Origin of the sequence: Halomonas sp. DQ26W (genome assembly GCF_003339685.1) — a bacterium.
Taxonomy (GTDB): Bacteria; Pseudomonadota; Gammaproteobacteria; order Pseudomonadales; family Halomonadaceae; genus Halomonas.
Map to the genome: position 1 here is coordinate 1 of NZ_QPKI01000008.1, position 19,422 is coordinate 19,422.

A 19,422-nucleotide genomic window follows, 5' to 3' on the forward strand; every position below is an offset into this window, starting at 1 on the left:
CCTCCAGTCGTGATCTAAAGATACTCCAACAGATGATTACCTCTCCTTTGGTGGAGAGGGCCGCTGTTGGAGCGCTGCTCCGCATCGCGACTGGCGCCGCCAGGCGCCTTGGCGGAGGCTGCAACGCTGGCAGTGGTCGCCGGCATTGGCAACACCGCCGGGAGTCCTTCGGCCTCCAGTCGTGATCTAAAGATACTCCAACAGATGATTACCTCTCCTTTGGTGGAGAGGGTCGCTGTTGGAGCGCTGCTCCGCCTCGCGACTGGCGCCGCCAGGCGCCGCGGCGGAGGCTGGCACGCCGGTGATGGCCGCGAACGTCGGCAACACCGCCGGGAGTCCTGCGGCCTCCAGTCGTAATCTAAAGATACTCCAACAGATGATTACCTCTCCTTTGGTGGAGAGGGTCGCTGTTGGAGCGCTGCTCCGCATCGCGACTGGCGCCGTCAGGCGCCTCGGCGGAGGCTGGAACGCCGGTGATGGACGCGAACCTCGGCAACACCGCCGGGAGTCCTTCGGCCTCCAGTCGTGATTTAAAGATACTCCAACAGATGATTACCTCTCCTTTGGTGGAGAGGGTCGCTGTTGGAGCGCTGCTCCGCATCGCGACTGGCGCCGCCAGGCGGTGGCTTAAACGCTAGCGGTTGTGTCGGGCCTCACAGAAAGCGACCACCGGAGGCTATCGCNCTCACAGAAAGCGACCACCGGAGGCTATCGCCACGGTGGCAAGGCCGATAATCAGGTTGATTCCTATCCAGCGGCGAATTTGTGCAAGATGCTTGCCCCCTTCGTGCCAGGCATGACCTGCAACCGCCGCCTTGAGGCGGGGATAGGGGACGAAATAGATGTGCCCAAAGATACCCATCATCACCAGGCCGGTCAGCAGCATCAGATGGATGTGCCAGCGGGCGCCGGCCATGCCGAAGACGGCGAACAGCATCCATAGCCCCGTCCCCAGCAGCACGATCACGCTCAACCAGACCCAGGGAAAGAAGCGCTTGAACACGCCTACCCAGAGCGGTAGCCGCTGCGGCGGTTCGAACTGGCCCGCCGCTATCGGGCGCAGGATCATCCAGGCGAAAAACATGCCGCCGACCCAGATGGCCGCGGCAAGCATATGCAGGGTGATGGCGAGAGCCATTGTCATATCTTCCTATCGTGTGCAGGCCATCGTGTGCAGGCCAGGTCGTATGAAGCTTGAGGCGTATGCGCGCAAGCCGAGTACAGCATGAAGGCGGCTCATCGGACCTGAGCGAACAGCCGGCGTGCACGATTGAGCAGCAGGACGCCGGCTGCAATACGTTTGCCGGCACGAACCAGCGAAGAAGGGTGCCGAGCGCCCTTCAGCATCAGCACACCGCCCGCGGCGAGCATGACGCCCCTGAGGCGCATCAGTGAGCGCCAGCCAACGTCGAACGGCCGGCTGGCTTCGCGCCAGCGGCTGGATTCCACCAGGATATCGATCCGCTGCTGTTCGATGGTCGCCAACAACACGGCCTTGCGTTCGGCCTTGCTGAGAGGCTGGGCTTGCTGTCGCTCAGTGGCGTGGTTGGTCACGATTGCTCTCCACCAGGTCACGGTCGGTAGCCAACTGGGCCAGCGTGTCCTTCATCAGGGTGTGGCGCCGTGCCAAACGCATCACCAGCAGGGCAAGCAATATGCCGCCACCAAGCAGCACGGCGGCACTGATCGTGATGGCAGTCAGCCGGTGCGTCTCCCAGAAGAACACCACCACCAACAGCATCAGCATGCCAAGACCCAGTAGCATCAACAGCAGGCTCAGGCCGGAGAGCAGCAGCAGGGTGAACAGTCTCGCTCGTTCTTCTTCTAACTCTAGTACGACGAGACGCAAGCGCGTCTCGCCGGCGGCAAAAAGGCTGCTAAGCAGCCGCTTGCCGGCGCTGAACAGCCGTTGTGCCGGTCCCTGGCTCGGTTCCATCAGCGGCGCCCGATGAGCAGACCGATGACGATGCCGGCAACAGCCCCCAGGCCGACGCTGGTCCAGGGGTTGTCGTGAACGTAGCGATCGCAGGCATCGACCTGGTGAGTCACGCTGTCACGTGCTTCTTCGTAAAGTGTCTCGCCACGTGCTTCGAGTCGGTTCCGGGTTTCCTTCAGGCGTTTCTCGGCGCGCTCGCGCAGTTCCTTGATGTTGCTTCGGGAATCGTCGGCGGTAGCGCTGACCAGATCCTCGATCGTTTGTGTGAGGTGGTGCAGATCTTCCTTGAGTTGCCGGGTGGTGTCGTCGGGACTGGGAGTGCGAGTTGCCATGACGGTCTTCCTTTGACGATGAATGACAGGCTCAGCATAGCATTCGTTGCAGTGACTTCAATGTCCGTCATGCTGTCGTAGGCGCGCAAGGTTGGCGTCAACGGACACTGCCGCTGCCGGAAAACATCGGATTGAGACTGAAGCCCGCGCTCAGGCGATGGTTGCGATGGTCGTAATCGATCATGCTCTCCCCATAGCCGTAGTAGTACTGGACATGCCCGCGAATGTTGCCGAATAAGGGCCAGGAATAGTCGAATTGTGAACCCATGTTACCCGCGCTGGGATTGCCTCGAAGCATCAGGCTGGCTTCCTGGTCGCCGTTGATCCGCCGTGCGACGGTGACATCGCCATAGCCCACGTAGCGATCGATGTCGGGGTTATCATCCTTGCTCAGGGCTTCCGGGAAGCGCCAGTGTGGTGCGATGGCGACCACCCAGTCTTCGCGCTGAAAGATGCTCTCCAGGTAGGCACGGTTCCAACTGCGTGACAGCGGTGCGGCGCGCCCGTTGGAGAGGTGGTTGAGGGCGAATCGGTTACGGGTATTGGTCCAGCCGAGCAACCGCCAGTTGGTGTCCAGGTCGAGGAATATTTCCGGTTCATAGTTGGTTTCCCGGAAGGGAGAGGAGGCATCGGTATTGTAGGCCTGCCACCAGCTGCGCTGGGTGTAGGCGAAGTAGAGGTCGCCGGTGTTGCCGAACAGGTCTTCGAGGATATTGACCTTGGCGCTGAACTGGAACTTGACCTCGAGATCATTGGGGCCGTTATCGGTCGAGATGCTACTGAAAGCCGGGTGGTTGGGGTGGGTGGTGTAGCTCAGCGGCAAGAGATAGTTGCGCCGATGGGTGGTGATGGCGAAAGGATTGCGGGTCGATTCACGCTCCAGCAGGCGTCGCTGAGCCATTTCTTCCTGCACCGTATCATCCAGGATCTCCGTTTCCCCGGGGGCATCGGGGAGGATTTCCAGTTGCTGCTGCAGGTTTTCCAGTTCGATGGACAGGGCCTCTATACGGCTTTCAATGGCCTCTCTCTGGGTGTCGCTTTGGGCCAGGGAAACGAGTGGCAGCACGCCTAGCAGGCTGGCACCGGCAAACAGGATGGAACGAATGGTCATGACGGAAACTCGAAGCGAGGCATTTGAGTTCCGTTTCTACCATGACGGCGACGCAAGTCAACAGATGACAACAATCATTGCCAAGTTCGCTCGGTAGGCCGAAAATCGTGCCGGGCCATGGGCTCCTGTCAATAGAGGACATCGTGTACGCCATCTCTGTTTCTGCCGGTGCCATCCGTTCCACTCTCCTGGCGCTCTGTCTGCTGGTTGGCTCGCTGTGGCTGCCGGGCATGGCGCTATTGGCCGATGAGGCCTTGCCCGAGAGAGAGGCGGTAGAGGCACGCCTGGACGAACTTCGCCCCGCGGAAGGGGAAGTCGTCAGCGAAGCCGATCAGCGCGCTATCGAGGCCTTGGAGGCAACCTTGCAAGCGTTGGAGCAGTTGGCGGGGGTCGGGGAGCGTCTCGTGGACCTGGAGCGGCGTCTCGAGCAGGCTCCCGGCGAGTTGATGCGCCTCGAGCGGGAGCTCTTGCAGGAGGAGGAGGCCGCTCGTGATCGTTTGGCTATTGATCTGGATGACCAACCCCTGGATGAGCTCGAATATCGCCAACAGGAGGCGGTGTTCGAGTTGCAGCAACTGCAGGACCGGCTGGCCGAGGTCAATACCCAGTTGCTCTCTGCGCAGACGCTTCCCGAGCGGGCGCAGCAGGCCATTGCCGAGGCGATGCAGGCCGCCGAGCGCTCTCGGCGCGCACTGGATGCGTTGGAGGGGCAGGGTTTGACTGAAGATGCGCCGCAGCTATGGCAACGCCTGGTCGAGCGGCACCTGGCCGAGCGCTCCCTGCGGCTGCAGCAGCGCCTGTTGGGCAGCAATACCCGTCTACGTGAGCTGGCTCAGCAGCAGCGTGACCTGCTGACGCAGCAGGTGGCCCGACAGGAAGCTGAGCTGGCCATGTTGCAGAGCGTCATCGACCGAAAGCGGCGGCTCGCGTCTGAGCAGGCCATTGCCGATGCCGCCCGGGACGATCCGCTGCTCGAGGCCGGCCATCCGGTCCTGGAGCGGGCGCAGCAGGTCAATCGCGAGCTCAGTCTGGAGCTGCTGCGGGCCAATGATCGTATCAACGGTCTGGTGCGAGAAAGCCTGGCACTGCGCAGCCAGCTCGACCATGTACGCCAGTTGCAGCGTAGCCTCAATGAGCAGATCGATGCGATCCGCGGCAGCCTGCTGTTGTCGCGTATTCTGCGTGAACAGCGTCGATCGCTACCCCAGGTGGATGCGCGGCGCGACCTTCAGGATGAAATCGCCGACCTACGCTTGCGTCAGTTCGATCTCGTGCGGCAGCGCGACGCGCTGCGCCAGGGCGAGCGCCTTGCCAACCAGCGCCTGGAGGAGGCGGGAGTGGAAGTGACGCCGGCGCTGATCGAGTCGTTACAGCACCTTTACCAGTCGCGTCGTGAGCTGGTGGATCAGCTTGAGCAGAGCTATGGCCACCTGTTGAGTTCGGCCATCGAGTTCCAGCTCAGCCAGCAGCAGCTGTTGGTAACATCGAAGGAGTTGCGTGCCACCATTGACGAGCAGCTGTTCTGGATCGCCGATACCCGGCCGCTGGGCCTTGCCTGGTTTCGGCAGCTGCCGGCGAACCTGATACTGGAGTGGCAGGTGGGTGAGTGGCGCGAGGCGCTGCCGAATAATTGGCGGATTCCCGAAGCCAATGCACTGGTCGGATTGCCTTTCCTGCTATTGTCGCTGGCGTTGCTGTGGTCACGGCGGCGTATCCGGAGCAGGCTGGCGGCACTGCATGAGCAGATAGGTAGGCTGCGCAGCGATTCCCAGGGCCATACGCCTTTGGCGGTAGCGCTCAATGTTTTGCTGGCGCTGCCCGGCCCTCTGGCCCTGGGTGGCATCGGCGCGGCGTTGGTCGCCGATGGCCAGGGGATCGCCTCGGGGCTGGGGCTGGCCTTCTGGCACCTTGCCCTGGCCTGGGCGTTCATCGCCTGGTCGCGGCGATTGCTGGTGCGTGACGGCGTGGCAAACAAGCACTTCTACTGGTCGGCGGGGTATGTCGCCCGACTGCGTGAGCTGCTGCGTTGGCTGGGCCTGGCGCTGGTGCCGACACTGTTGATTTCCACCCTGGCGCGGGATGGTGAGATCAGCCTCACCACACGCCCCCTGGCGCTGACGCTGCTGCTCGGCGGCCTACTGGCCATGAGCGTTCTGCTGGCGCGCCTGATCATGGCCCATACACCGTTCTTCGGAGTCAAACTGTTTCGCCTGATATTGGGGCTGATGTTGGCCGCCGTCCCGCTGGCACTCATCGTCCTGATCACATCTGGCTACGAGTACACGGCGCTGAGCCTGGTGGGGCGCTTCGTGATCACGCTCTACCTGCTGGCCCTGTGGATCCTGGCAGAAGCCACGGTGGAGCGCGGGCTGGCGGTGGCGGCTCGGCGGCTTGCCTTCAAACGGGCGCTGACTCGCCGTCGAGCGCAGGTTCAGGAAGGAGCCGAAGGAGGACTGGAGGTGGTGGACGAGCCGCCGCTGGACATGGAGCAGATCAACCAGCAGTCGCTGCGTCTCTCCAAGCTGATCCTGTTGATCGGCTTTGCGCTGCTGCTCTACCTGGTCTGGTCGGACCTGCTGACGGTCCTGGGCTACCTGGAGCGGGTGGCCATCTGGGAGGCGTCCGGTGGCGTGGGGGCGGACCTGGTCACCAGTGCCCTCTCGGTCGCCGATATCTTCACGGCACTCCTGGTCTTCGGTCTCACGCTGATGATGGCGCGCAACCTGCCAGGTCTGCTGGAGGTAATGGTGCTGTCGCGGCTGGAGCTGAAGCAGGGTAGCTCCTATGCCATTACCTCGCTGCTTTCCTATACCATTGTCGGCACCGGCCTCATCATCTCGCTGGCCACTCTTGGCGTGGCCTGGAGCCAGCTGCAGTGGCTGGTGGCGGCATTGGGGGTGGGCCTGGGCTTCGGCCTGCAGGAGATCTTCGCCAACTTCGTCTCGGGTTTGATCATTCTCTTCGAGCGCCCGGTGCGCATTGGTGACACCATCACGCTTGGCAATCTCACCGGCACGGTGAGCAAAATTCGCATACGGGCCACCACGGTGACCGATTTCGATCGCAAGGAAATCATCATTCCCAACAAGACGTTCGTCACCGACCAACTGATCAACTGGTCGTTGTCGGATACGATCACACGGGTGGTGCTCAATTTCGGCGTGTCCTACGGCTCGGATCATCGTCTGGTTCATCGCCTGTTGCGCGAGGCGGCTGATGAGAACCCAAGGGTGCTGGCCGAGCCCGAGCCCCAGGTCTTCTTCATAAACTATGGCGACAGTACGCTGAATTTCGAGCTCCGTGTCTTCGTCAACGCCTTGGGGGATCGCCTCTATGCCACTGACGAGATCAACTGTCGGGTTGGGGAGCTGTTTGCCGAGCACGAGGTAGATATCGCCTTCAATCAGCTTGAGGTATGGCTGCATCGGCCCGATGGCGCCAGCAAGAAGGTGGCGAGCGCGCCGGGCAGTCAGGGAGTCGTTCCTGTCCATCCCGCTCCCGGAGCCCATGGCGACCCCGGCGATATAAGCGCCGGCGACAGTGATGGCGGTGGGGATGGCGGGCGTTAGGTGTGCTTGTGCCTGGCTAGTTCGTTTCTACACGCACGGCGTGCAACAGGAACTCCCGGTTGCCGTCGCCGCCTAGCAGCGGGCTCTCCTGCCAGTGGAGGATGTGAAAACCGCTCTCACGGCAGCCATGGCGAAGCCTCGTTTCCACGGCGAGGTAGCTTGATGGGTCCTTCACGATACCTCGGCTGTCGACGCCCCCCGGTCCGAGCTCGAACTGCGGCTTGACCAGGCTGAGCAGTTCCCCGCCGGGGTGCAGCAGGCGGGAGAGCTGCGGCAGGATCAGCGTTTGTGAAATGAAGGAAACATCCATCACCGCGATGTCGGGTCCCTCGCTGCCCTGGCCGGCAAGGGCCGCCTGGAGCCGCGGTTCATCGGCCATGGTCCGGGCATTGAGACCCTCCAGGCAGGTGACCCGTGGTTCGCCACGCAGTTCGGGGTCCAGCTGACCGTGGCCTACCTCCACGCCCACCACATGGCGGGCACCGTAGCGCAACGCGCAATCGGTGAAGCCGCCGGTGGACTGGCCCACGTCCAGTATCAGCTTGCCCTCGAGATCGAGCCCCAGAGCCTCGATCAATGCCTCGAGCTTGAGTCCTGCCCGTGATACATAGCGCTCCTCCGGGTCTTCCGTGACCTTGAGGCGGCAGTCTTCGGCGAGCTTCTCGCTCGGCTTGTCGAGCACGCGGCCGCTGCTGGCAACGCTGACACGACCGTTGCGAATCAGGCGCTGAGCCCGTGTGCGCGAACGGGCGAGGCCCTGGCTGACGAGTAGCTGGTCGAGGCGGGGCATGGGCGACTCCGGCGAGCAGGTGTGGCAAAGGTGGGGTGGCAAGAAGCTGGGCGGGCATTACGGCTGCTGGAGCGGCGGCCCCTCGTCGGCCTGCAGTGCCGTCGGCGGGATGCGGTCAGCCCCCCAGCTGCGGTGAATGTAGCCAATTACCTGGTCGAGCTCCTCCTGGGTAATTCTGTTCAGCTCGCCGCGTTCGAGCGGGTCGTAATGGAAGATATAGAGGCGGGAGGCGAACTGTTCGAAGGGCAGCGAGGCCTCGCCGAAGCGTTCGCCATTGCCGGCGGTGCTGACTTTGATCCCATCGCCCCAATCCTGGCCGCTGTCGTTGTTGGGATTGTAGAAATAGATCCGCATGACATCGCTGGGATCCAAGGTCACGCGCAGGACCGTAATCGCGTGCCAGCCGATGAAGCGGGCAGCGCTGTCGGTCACGGCGATACCGGCCGGCTGCGGGTGGATCAGCGGCTGGTTGCCGTTGTAGTAGGGGTGGTAGCTGGCAAAGAAGTGACGCAGGAAGGCATCCAGGTCTTGCAGCTGGCCCGTTGCCACATCGACGTTGATGCGAAAGCCTCGGCCGGACCACCAGCCGTGGAATTCGGGATTGACCCAGCGGTGGGGATCCCCTTCGCGACCAATGCAGCGGCGGCCCATCTCGGCATAGATGCGATCCAGGTGTGGTACCACCAGCAGGGAGACAGGGTCGAGATCGACCGGCAGCTCCTTGGCGACCCCTTCCAGGCTGGCCATGGACGAGAGCGGCATGCCTTCGAAGTGCATGATGATCTCGTCGTCACGGGCTGCCCAGGCGACCATTTGCAGCATATAGTCTGGGTCGTTGTAGGCCCACATGGAAAGTGCCCGTGCCGATTGGCAGGTGGGGTTGTTGCCTTGACCGACACCCAGCGGCAGCCCCAGCATGCAGAGTACTCCCTCCAGCAGTCTTGCTCGTGGCGACACGACGTCGCCATAGGCCAGCTCGATTCGAGACTTGGACCACTCGGAAAGGGAGAGACCCAACTGGCGCCACATGGCCGGTGCCACGGGGGGCTGATAGAGGATGCCGCGCTCCAGCATCAGCGCCAGGCCGTAGACCGCCTGGGGGGTGGCAGGGTGCACGGCGCAGCGGATCAGTGCATGCACCAATTCGCGGTAGCAGAGCAGACAGTCCCGACCGGTCGAGGAGAGGCCGAGGGCTTCAGCCACCAAATGATCGCCGTGATCGAGCAAATGGCGTATCAGTACCGGATGGTAGGCCGATGCCAGGCCGGTATCGTGCATGGCGCGGGCGAAACCGGTGGCTTCGCTCTGCAGGGCCGAGTTGTCCATGCTGGAGAGCCGTTCGCGGTAAATCTCGACCCCCGGGTCCTCGCGACACGCCTGGGTTGGGCCAAACAGCGAACTGACCAGGCGGTCGGCACCCTGTCCGCTGATACCCAGGTCAATGGCGGGGTTGGCCTGACAGATGGCGATCTGGGTGATCATCTGCTTGACCGAATCGACCTGGATCGGGCGCTGCTGGAGCATCCGCCAGATCTCCTCGATCAGTTTGTCGATGATGTGTTCATAGCCGATTCGGTCGGCCAGGTGACGGAACAGGTGGCGCGGTATCTGGGCCAGCCTGCCCTGCGTCTCGCGCTCGGCTTCACTCGGTGTACTGAACAGCAGCCACAGGTTGAGCGCCAGCACCTGCGTCAGGTAGTGATGCGCCTGTTCCTCGGATATCAGCGGATGCAGGTATTCGCCCTTGGCGACCGCGACCAGGCGCAGTTCGCTCAGCGATTCGATCACCACCATATTGGGATCGGCGCTCTTGAGGGCATGGGTTGTCAGGGAGGGTACCAGGTACTGCGGTGTTTCCCAGTCGGAGCCGGCGAAGATGCCAGCTTCCTCCAGTGCCTTGGAGCGGGCCTCAACTGCGGCGGCACCACCCTCCTGAAGCAGTACCCGGCGTGCGGTATCCAGCACGCGTGGCAGCTTCATCGGCTTGGTGAACTCGCGCGCTTGCGCGAGCAGGGTGGTCGCCTCATCGAGCTTCGCAAGCAGGCCACGAAGCTTGTCGTCGCCTGCGGGTATACCGCTCATCTCTTGCGTGTGTCGGTGCGTTGTCACGCCGACTCCTCTTGTCAGGCTGTCATTGTGTACATGACGCCTTGATCAGACATAGAAATCAAGTTCTTCCATATTCTTGAGCAGATCCTTCATGCGTTCGGCTTCGTCACCCTTGAAGTAGATCAGCCCCCAATGTGTGCCGAAGGCAGTGCGCTTGGTGACGGTCTCCTCCATGGGCGACGTCAGCTCGTGAGACTCGAAGTAGGGATCGTCCTCGACCTCTTCGGGAATCTCCAGGCGGCTGACCACACGGCGTCGCGGATACACGCCGAAGCAGCCTGCGTAGCCGTTGGCATCGACAACCTCTTTGGGAAAGAAGGACTTGATCTCATCCGGCGTGGTCTTGGGGTCGAAGACCAGGATGCTGGCCTGGTAGGCATTGAAGCCGTAGACCCGCTCCAGCAGCTCGAATACCTTGAACCCGGGCGGGCGATAGGCGACCTCGCCGAAGTACATCTCGCCATCGCTGGTAACGAAGTACTCGGGGTGGATCAGGCCGAACTCGATATCGAAGGCCTTAATAAGCTTCTCGATTTGAGCGGTGATTTGCGGGCGGTAACTCTCGAGTTCCGGCGAGGCCGGTACAAACACCGAGTAGCCCAGGGTCACGTATTCGGAGATATTGAGAAAGGCGATCTTGCCGTTGTGGATCCAGGCCTCGACGGCGAATTCCCAGCCGTCCAGGTGCGACTCCATCAGAACCGGGAACTCCTCATCGGGGATGGAATCGACTTCGTCCGGTGTGCGGATCACCCGGTGACCCAGACAGCCGGCCTTGTCGAAGGCCTTGAGGTGGATGGGGTCGTTGGGGTCGCCGTCGAGCTTGAGCAGAGTCTGGTTGACCCGCTTGAGAAAGCGGATGACATCGCCCTTGTCATGGGCTTCCTCAAAAATACCCACGCGGATACCGCCGAGCTGGGCGCGGCGCTTCATAAGCGCCTTGTCACGCAGCAGCAGCGACTGGCCGTAGATGCGCGGTTTGTCCATGAGCACGGAATTGATGGCACCGGCCCATTCGACGGTTTCCTCAAACAGGGGGATGGCTACATCGACGCCCATCTCCTGCAGCGTTTCGGCGATCTCCATGGAGCGGTCGTTGAGACGCTCGAAATTCCAGGGCACATAGGGGATGTCATGTTTCTGGCAATACTCTTCCGCCCAGTCGGGGGCCACCACCACGTAGCGTCGATCGAAGTTCTCGGCGGCCTCGATTGCGTTGAGGCTCCAGCCGAGTAGTGCGATATAACCCTTGTTAGTGTCCTTTTGCATAATACGCCTCCTGAACGGTGTCGTGTTTTCCTGTTTACCCTACACGAAATGTCAACGCTTGGCATGGCCAGCCCGTATGCCGCGAGCCCGCTCTTGCTGGTCCGCCTGCCCGCTGGTATAGTGCACCCGCACTCGGCAAGCCATTGATGCCACGCCGAGTTCGGCAATGCCAGCTGGGCCCTTTTCTTCAGCCTAGTGTACCAAGCAGACGTCGTGCAGTGGTGGCCCCGTCGGTCCTCCCGCAACGCTAAACCGCAAACCCCGCCAGGCCCGGAAGGGAGCAACGGTAGTGGTGGTCGCGTGTGCCGGGATGTGGCTGTCGGGGCTGCCTCCATTTTGAATGCCCCCTGGAATCTCTGTTTCACCCGCTTCCTAAGAAACTCGCTGCTCGAAGGCCTGTACCTGTACCTGTACCTGTAATAGTGGTGTCTGCTACCTCTTGCTTGCCCCACTCGTACTAGCACCACGACGTTCGTCGTAATAGACTATGGTCGCAGTTCGTTTTCATTGGTATAATGCATTGCAGCAAACTCTTGCGAGAGGAGCAATGGTTACCATGATCGAAGAAATTTCCGCAGCAGCCTGCATCCAACGCAGCCTGCGCCAGTGCATTTCCAATATGGCCGCGCTCCTGTACCGCCAGGGTCACGTTCTGGAGACGGTCAGCGTTCCCCACCGGGGCCTTGACCGCAGTGCCATCCAGCAACTCAGCCAGGCCTCCGGCGAGTGGGCCACTTGCCAGCAGGTGCTGGAGTGCAGCGAAGCCGCGTCCTATAACGAGTCCGGCAGGTTCGTACTCACCTCACTGGGCCGCGAGCTGCTCTTCGACATGTTCGGTTCGGGTGCCTCCGACTACGCTTGAGTTGAGCAATGACGGGATATACGAGGGGGAGGCCAGTGGCTACCCTCTGTGTTCCTGCCACTTCTTCCGGGCAAAATTTTTGGATCTTCACACTTTGGCGTGAAATGGCAAGGGAAGTCATGGCCGCGCTGTAGGAGTATCTTCAGATCACGACTGGAGGCCGAAGGACTCCCGGCGGCGTTACCGATGGTCGCGGTTATTGCCAGCGCGGCAGCCTCCGCCGGGCGCCTATCGGCGCCAGTCGCGATGGGAACCAGCGCTCCAGCAAGGAGCGCCTGCGTCGCTATCGCCGATGCGACCTTCCGCGATGCAGCCTATGCAGAGCAGGTTCACGCCAAAATGCGATGAACCAAATTTTTCTCCTTGAGGATCGATGAAGGCTCCCCAGTGCTTATTCAAGGCTGTTCTTGCGTCTGAGCCTGGGTCCCCAGGTGCTTACGCAGAAAGTTGCGGGTGCGCTCCTCGTCAGGGTGGGAGAACAAGTGGTCTGGGGTGTTTTCTTCCACCACTACGCCGCCGTCCATGAACATGGCCCAGTCGGACACGTCACGCGCGAAGCCCATCTCGTGGGTGACGATGAGCATGGTCATGTGCTCTTCGGCGAGGCTCTTCATGACCTGGTTTACCTCCTCCACCAGCTCGGGGTCCAGGGCTGAGGTGGCTTCGTCGAAGAGCATGACCTTGGGACGCATGGCCAGGGCGCGAGCGATGGCGACACGCTGCTTCTGGCCTCCCGAAAGGGCGCTGGGGTAGACCGCGGCCTTGTCCACCAGCCCCACGCGCTCGAGTAGTTCCATGCCCAGCTGCCGGGCACTTTTCGCATCCATCCTCTTCAGTTTTCTTGGCGCCAGCGTCACGTTATCCAGCGTCGAAAGGTGGGGGAACAGATTGAAGTGCTGGAACACCATGCCCATGTTCTGGCGTATATGGTTGATGTGCCGCTCGAAGGCGAAGCCCTTCAAGTCAGGCCGGTTGACCTGTACGCCATCCAGCAGGATGCTGCCTTCGTCGATCACTTCCAGGTTGTTGATGGATCGTAGCAGCGTGCTTTTTCCCGATCCTGACGGGCCGATGATAGATATGATCTTGCCACGGTCGACCTTGAGGTCGATGCCCTTGAGAACCTCAAGGTCGCCGAATCGTTTCTTGACTCCCTTGAGCTCGACCATTGGAGTGTCTGTCGCTTGTGTCATGTGAGGTCCTTGTTAGCGGCGATAGGCAGCGCGGCGCTCTACCCAGGATTGGCCGATTTCCATCAGTATGTTGATCAGGTAGTAGATGACAGCGATCGTGATGTAGAACTCAAACGGTCGAAACGTCACGCTGATGGCATACTGTGAGAGATAGACCAGCTCTGCGATGCCGATGGCGGAGAGCACCGAGATGTCCTTGACCATGATGATCATGTTGTTGCCGAGCTGGGGGATTGCGCGATAGAGAGCCTGTGGAAGAATGATATAGAAGATAGTAGCCAGGTGACCAAAACCCAACGATCGCGAGGCTTCATACTGGCCATTTGAGACAGACTTGATGGTGGCGATGAAGATATCGGCGTTGTAGGCCATATAGTGGAAACCGAGCCCCAGAACTCCTACCATGATGGCGGGTATCAATATCCATTGGCCAAGACCAAAGTACAGGAAATAAAGCTGGAGAAGCAGCGGCGTCGTCATGAATAGCCAGATAAAGAAGCGCAGCGGCCAGTTCACGACTTTCCTCGTATAGAGGGTTATCACAGCGACGATCTGGCCGCCGATAATCGACATGATGGCGACCACCAGGCCAATAAGAAGCGTAGCGCCTATACCCTTTATAAGGGTTGGAAAGTAGGTGATTACGGGGCTAAAGTCGAATTCCATGATGGCTTACCCTGTTTGTTCTATTGCCAAGCGGTTCTATAAATAGGTGTATCGCACGGCGCGACGGTAGAAGAACTCAACGATGCCCATGACTGCATAGATGATGACGATGTACATCAGTGCGCTCAGCATGAAGACTTCCAAGGGCTTGTAGGTGGAGCCGATCAGGCGCTGAGCCTGATAGGTCAGTTCGACCACCGAGATGATGGACACCAGCGAGGAGTTCTTTACCAGAATGATGGCAAGCACTCCGATAGAGCGAATCATCAGGCCGGCCGCCTGAGGAAGAACAATGTGCTGAAGCGTCGCGAAGCGTCCAAATCCCAACGACCGTGACGCCTCGTTCTGACCGCTGTCGACGGATTCGATGGCACCACGAATGGCCTCGCTCATGTAGGCGCCGATGTTGAATGCGCCGACTACCACGCCACAGGTGAAAGGGTCCAGGCGCAGACCGATGGCGGGCCCGCCATAGAAGACCAGCAGCAGTTGGACGAAATAGGGGGTGCCGCGAACGACGCTAATGTAGGCGCGCGCCAGCCAGCGAACGGGGAGAATTCGTGAGCTTCGCATTGCCACAAGTGCGGAGGCGATGAAGAAACCGAAGAATAGGGCACGAACCGATATATCGATGGTTACCCAGGCCGCTTTTACCAGCAGCGGCGATATTTCGATCATCAGAGTGATGTCCATGAGCCCCTTTACTCAGTTGTTGTGATGTGAGGGTGAGGTCAGCAGGGCTCGCGCCCTGCTGCTTCGGGATCATCTAGTCGAACTGGACCCCTACGCCGATCCACTTGTCGACGATTTCCTGATAGGTACCATCTTCCTTGATCTCTGCCAGTGCGATATTGAGGGCTTCCTTGAGTTCTGGCTTGTTCTTCTGAATGGCAATGGCGGCAGGCCAGCTGGGCAGTTCGCCGACATTAACCTCCTTGATGGCGAGATCCTGGTCATTGAGCGCCACGTATACGGGAATATCATCGGCGATCATGACGTCGATTCGACCCGTGGTGAGCCCGTTGAGCATGTCGGGCAAACCCTGGAAGGTCTGGTTGCGCCATCTCCCTTCGCTATTCTCGGTGGCCCACTGATTGCCTGTTTCACCCAGGGTGGAACCCACTCGCTTACCTTCGAAGTCATCGATGCTGGTCAGATCGTCGGAGTCCTCCTGAACCCAGATGGAGAGTCCCGAGCTGTAATAGCTGTCGGTGAAGTCGACGGCCTGTTGGCGCTCTTCGGTGACGCTCATGCTGCAGATGCAGGCATCGAAGCGGCCACCGGCCAGGGCAGCGACGATGCCATTCCACGGAGAAGTCTGGATATTGACCTCGACCCCCATCCTGTCGGCCAGGGCCTCGGCGATATCCACATCGAAGCCGACCAGGTTTCCGGCCGTATCGACATAGCTGAACGGGGGATAGGCACCGGAATTGGCCACCTGAAAGACGTCAGCTTGAATCTCGGGCAAGTCTCTCGCCTGGGCCGGCAAACTTGCCAGTGAAATGATGCCGAGTATTGCCATGGCACCGATGAGGGGACGATGGAAAGGCTTTTTATGATTTGTCATGACGATTCCTTCTCGATGTTTGATTATTTATAAGTGTCTTTCTATGGATTTGCGACACGATCAGCGCCGCGACATGCTTCGTTGATGCTCCATGCTGTGGAAGCGGATCCGAGCCTTATTACCTCCTGTTGTATTGGTACACTTGCATGTTTGATGCTTATCAAGCATAACCTGCGGCGTCACATCCGCTCGAGAATGGCGGCAATCCCTTGTCCACCGCCCACGCAGACGGTGGCGCAGCCGTAGCGGCCGCCGCGGTGAGCGAGAATTCTCGCCAGGGTGCCAGTCAGGCGTATGCCGCTGGCCCCCAGAGGGTGGCCCAGTGCCAGGGCGCCGCCCCAGACGTTGACCCGGGCAGGGTCGAGTTCGAGCGTGCGCATGGCATGCAGCGGAATGGCGGCAAACGCCTCGTTGATCTCCCAGACATCGATCTGTGACGCGGCGAGCCCCGCGCGTGCCAGTGCCTGCTCGGCTGCTGCCGCTGCACCGGCACCCATGCGTTCCGGTGCCACACCCACGTCGGCAATGGCGACGATGCGTGCCATCGGCTTGGCGCCGTGGTGGTCGAGGGCGGCGGCTGACATCACCAGCGCCCCGGCGGCACCGGAGGTCAGTGGCGAGCTGTTGCCGGCCGTGACCCGGCCACCTTCGAGGAAAACTGGGTCGAGCCCGGCAAGCCGCTCGAGACTGGTATCGGGGCGGATGTTGGCATCGCGTTCGACGGTATCTCCCGCAGGAGTGGTCAGCGCCAGGCGTTCGCCATCGAAGCGGCCCTGGGCGTCGGCGCGTGCGGCGCGGCGATGTGAGTCGAAGGCGAATGCGTCCATGTCGCCGCGTTCGATACCGGCTGCCTGGGCCAGTCGCTCGGCAGTTATGCCCATGTTCAGCGCCACGTCGAGTTCGAGCCAGTCGGCGCCTTTCAGTGCCTCAGGTGAGGTCAGCGTGCCCTCCTTGAACAGGGCAGGGCCCATAGGCACCCGGCTCATATTCTCGTAACCCCCGGCCATGGCCACCTCCACGGCGCCGGCCTGGATCTCCCGGGCGGCACTGCGCAGGGCGGCAAGCCCTGAGCCGCACTGCTGGTCGATCTGGCGGGTAGCGCACGCTTGGCCCTGCGGCCCCAGGTACTGCGACAGCCACAGCGGGTAGCGACCGCCGAAGCTCCACTGCTCCTTGACCGGCAGCGCGCAGCCGACGCTCAAGTCCTCCACCGCATGAGGGTCGAGGCCGGTTCGGGCAAGCAGGCCGTCGATAACCTGGGCGAGCAGGGCATCGCCGCGCATCTCGGCCCAGCCGTCCACCTCAGGCTTGCGTGGGTGGGCGCGGGTGAAGGCGCTGCGTGCATAGTCGACCAGATAGACATCTTTCATGAAACGTTTCCTCCAGCTTCGGCCAGCTGTGCCCAGCGGTGAATGAACAGCGCGTAGGTGGTGAGCACATGGCGGATAGAGTCGATCTCTACGCACTCGTCGACGCCGTGTATACGCTGGGCCACCGGGCCGTAGCAGGTGCCATTGATCTCGCCGCTGACGTGGAAGGCGCGCAGGTCGGTGGTGCAGGTGGAGAGGTAAGTCTTCGGCGGGTCGCCGAGCAGGTCCTGATGGCAGCGCGAGAGCAGCGCGATGCCAGGTGTCTCGAGATCGACCAGAAAGCCCTCGGAGCGGAAACCATGGAATTCCACCCGTGGCATCGGACTGCCATCGGCAAACTCGCCGTGACGCGCTTCGATGCACCGCCGCACGCGGTTCATGACATCATCGGGCGTCATGCCCGGCGGGAAGCCGACACGGCCTTCAAGGATGGCGTGTGCCGGTACGCTGGAGGCCCAGTTGCCGCCCTCGATCTTGCCGATGCTGAGATTGAAGGGGCTATCGAGCGTGTCGTAGGGCGCCTGGCGCGGTAGCCCGTTGATCTCGGCCTCCAGCGCCTTGAAGGCAGGCAGGTACTCGACCAGGGTCTCGATGGCATTGCGTCCGGCGCGGGTATCGAGCACGTGGGCCGGCACGCCGTCTAGGCGCATGCGAAACCACAGCACGCCGACCTGGCCGGCGTAGATCTGGCTGCCGAAAGGCTCGGGAATCAGCACGAAATCGCCGCTATAGCCCTGATGCAGGCAGGCCAGGGCACCGTTGCCGGTGCACTCCTCTTCGATCACCGTCTGCAGGGTCAATGGAAAGTCGATGGCCACCCCGGCCTCGCGCACCGCCTTGACGGCCATGCTCATGGCGGCGATACCGGCCTTCATGTCACCGGCGCCACGCCCGTATAGCCAGCCGTCCTTCTCCCAAGGTTCACAGGGCGGTTGGGTCCACATGTCGGTGGGCTCGGCAGGGACCACATCGAGGTGGCCGTTGAAGACCAGGTGCGGCCCTGGGGCACCGGCGTTAAGCTGTGCCACCAGGTTGTAGCGTCCTTCGCTGGCCCACTCGGTGGGGGCACGGTGGGGATGCTCGGAGAAGCCGGGGGCGTCTAGCGGTACCCGGGTGGCGGGCATGTTGAGGCGCTCGAACCAGTGCTCCATGGTCGCAAGTACGGCGTGTTCCTGGCCCAGTACGCTGTAGCCGCGTACCAGGTCACGGGTCAGCGCCAGGGTGTCGTCCATCAGCGCTTCGCAGTGCGCGACGATGCGCTTCTCGGTGGCGGTGAGCATCAGAACCTCCCCAGTCGAAATTCATCGACGATCAGGCGGGCTTCGGTGGCTTCGTACAGTTCGGCGACGCTGAGCCCGTCGGCGATATCCACCACGGCGAGTCCCTCAGGGGTCACGTCCATCACCGCCTTGTCGGTAATGATGCGCGACACGCAGCGCTCGGCGGTCAGCGGCAAACGGCAGCGCTCGAGGATCTTGGGATTGCCGTGCTTGTCGTTGTGCGAGCACAGGATCACCAGGCGCTTGACCTTCTGGGCCAGTTCCATGGCCCCGCCGATGCCCGGCGAGAACTTGCCGGGTATCTTCCAGTTGGCGAGATTGCCCAGCTCATCGACCTCGAAGGCGCCCATGAAGGTGAGGTCGACCCGGCTGCGACGAATCATGGCGAAGGACATGGCGCTGTCGAACACGCTGGCGCCGGGACGGGTGGCGATATAGGCGCCACCGGAGTCGATCATGTCGTAGTCGGGCTCCTCGTCCTCGGCTCGCGGGCGACAGCCCAGTACGCCATTTTCAGAATGCACCAGTACTTCCATTTCTTCCGGCAGGTAGTGGAAAAGTTGTGTGGGCAGGCCGATGCCCAGATTGACGATCTGACCCGGGATGATCTCGTCGGCGGCCCGGGCGAGAATGCGTTGCTGATCAGCCGACATGGGCGCGCCTCCCCTGTTCGCTGGTGGCGGGATCGACTTCTACTACTTGGCTGACGAAGGCGCAGGGGGTATGGATCGACTCGGGCACCAGGCTGCCAGGTTCGTCGACCCGGTAGGCCTGAGCGATGACGGTATCGGCGGCCATCGCCATCAATGGGTTGAAGTTGCTGGCGGTGGCGCGGTAGATCAGGTTGCCGTAGCGGTCAGCGCGTTCGGCGTGAACCAGGGCGAAGTCGGCGTAGAGCGCCGGCTCGATACCCCAGGTGCGCCCGTCCATCTCGATCTCGCGGCGGCCGGCGGCGATCTCGGTGCCCTGGCCAATGTCGGTGAGAAACCCATGATGGCCGGCGCCGGCGCTGCGGATCTTTTCCGCCAGCAGCCCCTGGGGATGCATCACCACGTGAAGTTCGCCGCGGTTCATGGCGGCAATGGCGATTCGGTTGAGGCCGATGTGCGAGGTGATCAGCCGGCTGACGCGGCCGGCCTCGATCAGCTTGCCGATGCCGATGCCCGGCTCGTTGGCATCGTTCTTGATCAGGGTGAGGTCATGCTGGCCCTGGGCCAGCAGTTCGTCGATCAGGGCGAAGGGCGTGCCCGGCGAGCCGAAGCCGCCAATCATGATCGAGGCGCCATTGGGGATGGCGGCAACGGCCTCCTCGATAGGGCGAACTTTCTGGTTGAGAAGCGTCATGAAATGGCCTTTTCCATCTGG

18 protein-coding genes and 1 other RNA gene are annotated in these 19,422 nt (G+C 61.6%); 3 read left to right on the plus strand and 16 right to left on the minus strand.

Annotated features, from left to right (window positions below; all coding sequences use genetic code 11):
* Positions 1 to 685: 685 nt before the first annotated feature.
* From DU490_RS05850 to DU490_RS05870, 5 genes are all read right to left on the minus strand, one after another.
* On the minus strand, positions 686 to 1,144 hold the full coding sequence (locus DU490_RS05850) for a CopD family protein (protein WP_114573401.1): 459 nt from the start codon (positions 1,142 to 1,144) through the stop codon (positions 686 to 688).
* Between the two features lie 92 nt (positions 1,145 to 1,236).
* Complete coding sequence (locus tag DU490_RS05855) at positions 1,237 to 1,554, minus strand: YqjK family protein (RefSeq protein ID WP_181869978.1); 318 nt, start codon at positions 1,552 to 1,554, stop codon at positions 1,237 to 1,239.
* Positions 1,535 to 1,936, minus strand: coding sequence for a phage holin family protein (locus tag DU490_RS05860; protein WP_114573403.1), 402 nt, complete (start codon positions 1,934 to 1,936; stop codon positions 1,535 to 1,537). The genes DU490_RS05855 and DU490_RS05860 overlap by 20 nt, the downstream gene beginning before the upstream one ends.
* Positions 1,936 to 2,268, minus strand: coding sequence for a YqjD family protein (locus DU490_RS05865; protein ID WP_114573404.1), 333 nt, complete (start codon positions 2,266 to 2,268; stop codon positions 1,936 to 1,938). Before DU490_RS05865 ends, DU490_RS05860 begins: the two co-directional genes overlap by 1 nt.
* A gap of 97 nt (positions 2,269 to 2,365) precedes the next feature.
* Entirely contained in the window at positions 2,366 to 3,379 is a 1,014-nt protein-coding gene (locus DU490_RS05870; RefSeq protein ID WP_114573405.1) for a phospholipase A, read from the minus strand.
* A 230-nt stretch (positions 3,380 to 3,609) separates the two neighbouring features.
* Between DU490_RS05870 and mscK the strand changes: the two genes are divergently transcribed.
* Positions 3,610 to 6,948 (plus strand): mechanosensitive channel MscK, encoded by a 3,339-nt coding sequence (gene mscK, locus DU490_RS05875; protein WP_114573498.1) that lies wholly within the window; start codon positions 3,610 to 3,612, stop codon positions 6,946 to 6,948.
* A gap of 16 nt (positions 6,949 to 6,964) precedes the next feature.
* Here mscK and DU490_RS05880 read toward each other — a convergent pair whose 3' ends face one another.
* From DU490_RS05880 to DU490_RS05890, 3 genes are all read right to left on the minus strand, one after another.
* Positions 6,965 to 7,738 carry a TlyA family RNA methyltransferase gene (locus DU490_RS05880; RefSeq protein ID WP_114573406.1) on the minus strand — a complete coding sequence of 258 codons (774 nt, stop codon included), beginning with the start codon at positions 7,736 to 7,738 and terminating at the stop codon, positions 6,965 to 6,967.
* Between the two features lie 57 nt (positions 7,739 to 7,795).
* Positions 7,796 to 9,820 (minus strand): hypothetical protein, encoded by a 2,025-nt coding sequence (locus DU490_RS05885; protein ID WP_114573407.1) that lies wholly within the window; start codon positions 9,818 to 9,820, stop codon positions 7,796 to 7,798.
* 72 nt (positions 9,821 to 9,892) lie between these two features.
* Positions 9,893 to 11,116, minus strand: coding sequence for a carboxylate--amine ligase (locus DU490_RS05890; protein ID WP_114573408.1), 1,224 nt, complete (start codon positions 11,114 to 11,116; stop codon positions 9,893 to 9,895).
* Positions 11,117 to 11,344: 228 nt separating this feature from the next.
* Between DU490_RS05890 and ffs the strand changes: the two genes are divergently transcribed.
* Together ffs and DU490_RS05900 are read left to right on the plus strand one after the other, a co-directional pair.
* Positions 11,345 to 11,441, plus strand: an RNA gene (ffs, locus tag DU490_RS05895) — signal recognition particle sRNA small type.
* Positions 11,442 to 11,672: 231 nt separating this feature from the next.
* Positions 11,673 to 11,978, plus strand: coding sequence for a hypothetical protein (locus DU490_RS05900; RefSeq protein ID WP_114573499.1), 306 nt, complete (start codon positions 11,673 to 11,675; stop codon positions 11,976 to 11,978).
* Positions 11,979 to 12,373: 395 nt separating this feature from the next.
* Here DU490_RS05900 and DU490_RS05905 read toward each other — a convergent pair whose 3' ends face one another.
* From DU490_RS05905 to DU490_RS05940, 8 genes are all read right to left on the minus strand, one after another.
* The gene (locus DU490_RS05905; RefSeq protein WP_114573409.1) at positions 12,374 to 13,147 is read right to left on the minus strand and encodes an amino acid ABC transporter ATP-binding protein; all 774 of its coding nucleotides are present in this window, start codon (positions 13,145 to 13,147) and stop codon (positions 12,374 to 12,376) included.
* Between the two features lie 36 nt (positions 13,148 to 13,183).
* A complete protein-coding gene (locus tag DU490_RS05910; protein ID WP_114573410.1) occupies positions 13,184 to 13,837 on the minus strand; it encodes an amino acid ABC transporter permease in 654 nt (217 codons plus the stop codon).
* Positions 13,838 to 13,873: 36 nt separating this feature from the next.
* Complete coding sequence (locus tag DU490_RS05915) at positions 13,874 to 14,530, minus strand: amino acid ABC transporter permease (RefSeq protein ID WP_114573411.1); 657 nt, start codon at positions 14,528 to 14,530, stop codon at positions 13,874 to 13,876.
* 73 nt (positions 14,531 to 14,603) lie between these two features.
* A complete protein-coding gene (locus DU490_RS05920; protein ID WP_258801367.1) occupies positions 14,604 to 15,407 on the minus strand; it encodes a transporter substrate-binding domain-containing protein in 804 nt (267 codons plus the stop codon).
* Between the two features lie 179 nt (positions 15,408 to 15,586).
* Positions 15,587 to 16,777 (minus strand): acetyl-CoA C-acyltransferase, encoded by a 1,191-nt coding sequence (locus tag DU490_RS05925; protein ID WP_114573412.1) that lies wholly within the window; start codon positions 16,775 to 16,777, stop codon positions 15,587 to 15,589.
* The gene (locus tag DU490_RS05930) at positions 16,774 to 18,057 is read right to left on the minus strand and encodes an ArgE/DapE family deacylase (protein ID WP_114573413.1); all 1,284 of its coding nucleotides are present in this window, start codon (positions 18,055 to 18,057) and stop codon (positions 16,774 to 16,776) included. The genes DU490_RS05925 and DU490_RS05930 overlap by 4 nt, the downstream gene beginning before the upstream one ends.
* Positions 18,057 to 18,710 carry a 3-oxoacid CoA-transferase subunit B gene (locus DU490_RS05935; RefSeq protein ID WP_114573414.1) on the minus strand — a complete coding sequence of 218 codons (654 nt, stop codon included), beginning with the start codon at positions 18,708 to 18,710 and terminating at the stop codon, positions 18,057 to 18,059. Before DU490_RS05935 ends, DU490_RS05930 begins: the two co-directional genes overlap by 1 nt.
* Complete coding sequence (locus DU490_RS05940; RefSeq protein ID WP_114573415.1) at positions 18,700 to 19,401, minus strand: CoA transferase subunit A; 702 nt, start codon at positions 19,399 to 19,401, stop codon at positions 18,700 to 18,702. The genes DU490_RS05935 and DU490_RS05940 overlap by 11 nt, the downstream gene beginning before the upstream one ends.
* Between the last annotated feature and the right edge of the window lie 21 nt (positions 19,402 to 19,422).

Coding starts and splice junctions, on each gene's coding strand:
- DU490_RS05850 (WP_114573401.1), bottom strand. CDS start 1,144: ATGACAATGGCTCTCGCCATCACCCTGCATATGCTTGCCGCGGCCATC.
- DU490_RS05940 (WP_114573415.1), bottom strand. CDS start 19,401: ATGACGCTTCTCAACCAGAAAGTTCGCCCTATCGAGGAGGCCGTTGCC.
- DU490_RS05920 (WP_258801367.1), bottom strand. CDS start 15,407: ATGACAAATCATAAAAAGCCTTTCCATCGTCCCCTCATCGGTGCCATG.
- mscK (WP_114573498.1), top strand. CDS start 3,610: ATGGCGCTATTGGCCGATGAGGCCTTGCCCGAGAGAGAGGCGGTAGAG.
- DU490_RS05870 (WP_114573405.1), bottom strand. CDS start 3,379: ATGACCATTCGTTCCATCCTGTTTGCCGGTGCCAGCCTGCTAGGCGTG.
- DU490_RS05925 (WP_114573412.1), bottom strand. CDS start 16,777: ATGAAAGATGTCTATCTGGTCGACTATGCACGCAGCGCCTTCACCCGC.
- DU490_RS05885 (WP_114573407.1), bottom strand. CDS start 9,820: ATGAGCGGTATACCCGCAGGCGACGACAAGCTTCGTGGCCTGCTTGCG.
- DU490_RS05930 (WP_114573413.1), bottom strand. CDS start 18,057: ATGCTCACCGCCACCGAGAAGCGCATCGTCGCGCACTGCGAAGCGCTG.
- DU490_RS05910 (WP_114573410.1), bottom strand. CDS start 13,837: ATGGAATTCGACTTTAGCCCCGTAATCACCTACTTTCCAACCCTTATA.
- DU490_RS05865 (WP_114573404.1), bottom strand. CDS start 2,268: ATGGCAACTCGCACTCCCAGTCCCGACGACACCACCCGGCAACTCAAG.
- DU490_RS05935 (WP_114573414.1), bottom strand. CDS start 18,710: ATGTCGGCTGATCAGCAACGCATTCTCGCCCGGGCCGCCGACGAGATC.
- DU490_RS05900 (WP_114573499.1), top strand. CDS start 11,673: ATGATCGAAGAAATTTCCGCAGCAGCCTGCATCCAACGCAGCCTGCGC.
- DU490_RS05915 (WP_114573411.1), bottom strand. CDS start 14,530: ATGGACATCACTCTGATGATCGAAATATCGCCGCTGCTGGTAAAAGCG.
- DU490_RS05880 (WP_114573406.1), bottom strand. CDS start 7,738: ATGCCCCGCCTCGACCAGCTACTCGTCAGCCAGGGCCTCGCCCGTTCG.
- DU490_RS05905 (WP_114573409.1), bottom strand. CDS start 13,147: ATGGTCGAGCTCAAGGGAGTCAAGAAACGATTCGGCGACCTTGAGGTT.
- DU490_RS05860 (WP_114573403.1), bottom strand. CDS start 1,936: ATGGAACCGAGCCAGGGACCGGCACAACGGCTGTTCAGCGCCGGCAAG.
- DU490_RS05890 (WP_114573408.1), bottom strand. CDS start 11,116: ATGCAAAAGGACACTAACAAGGGTTATATCGCACTACTCGGCTGGAGC.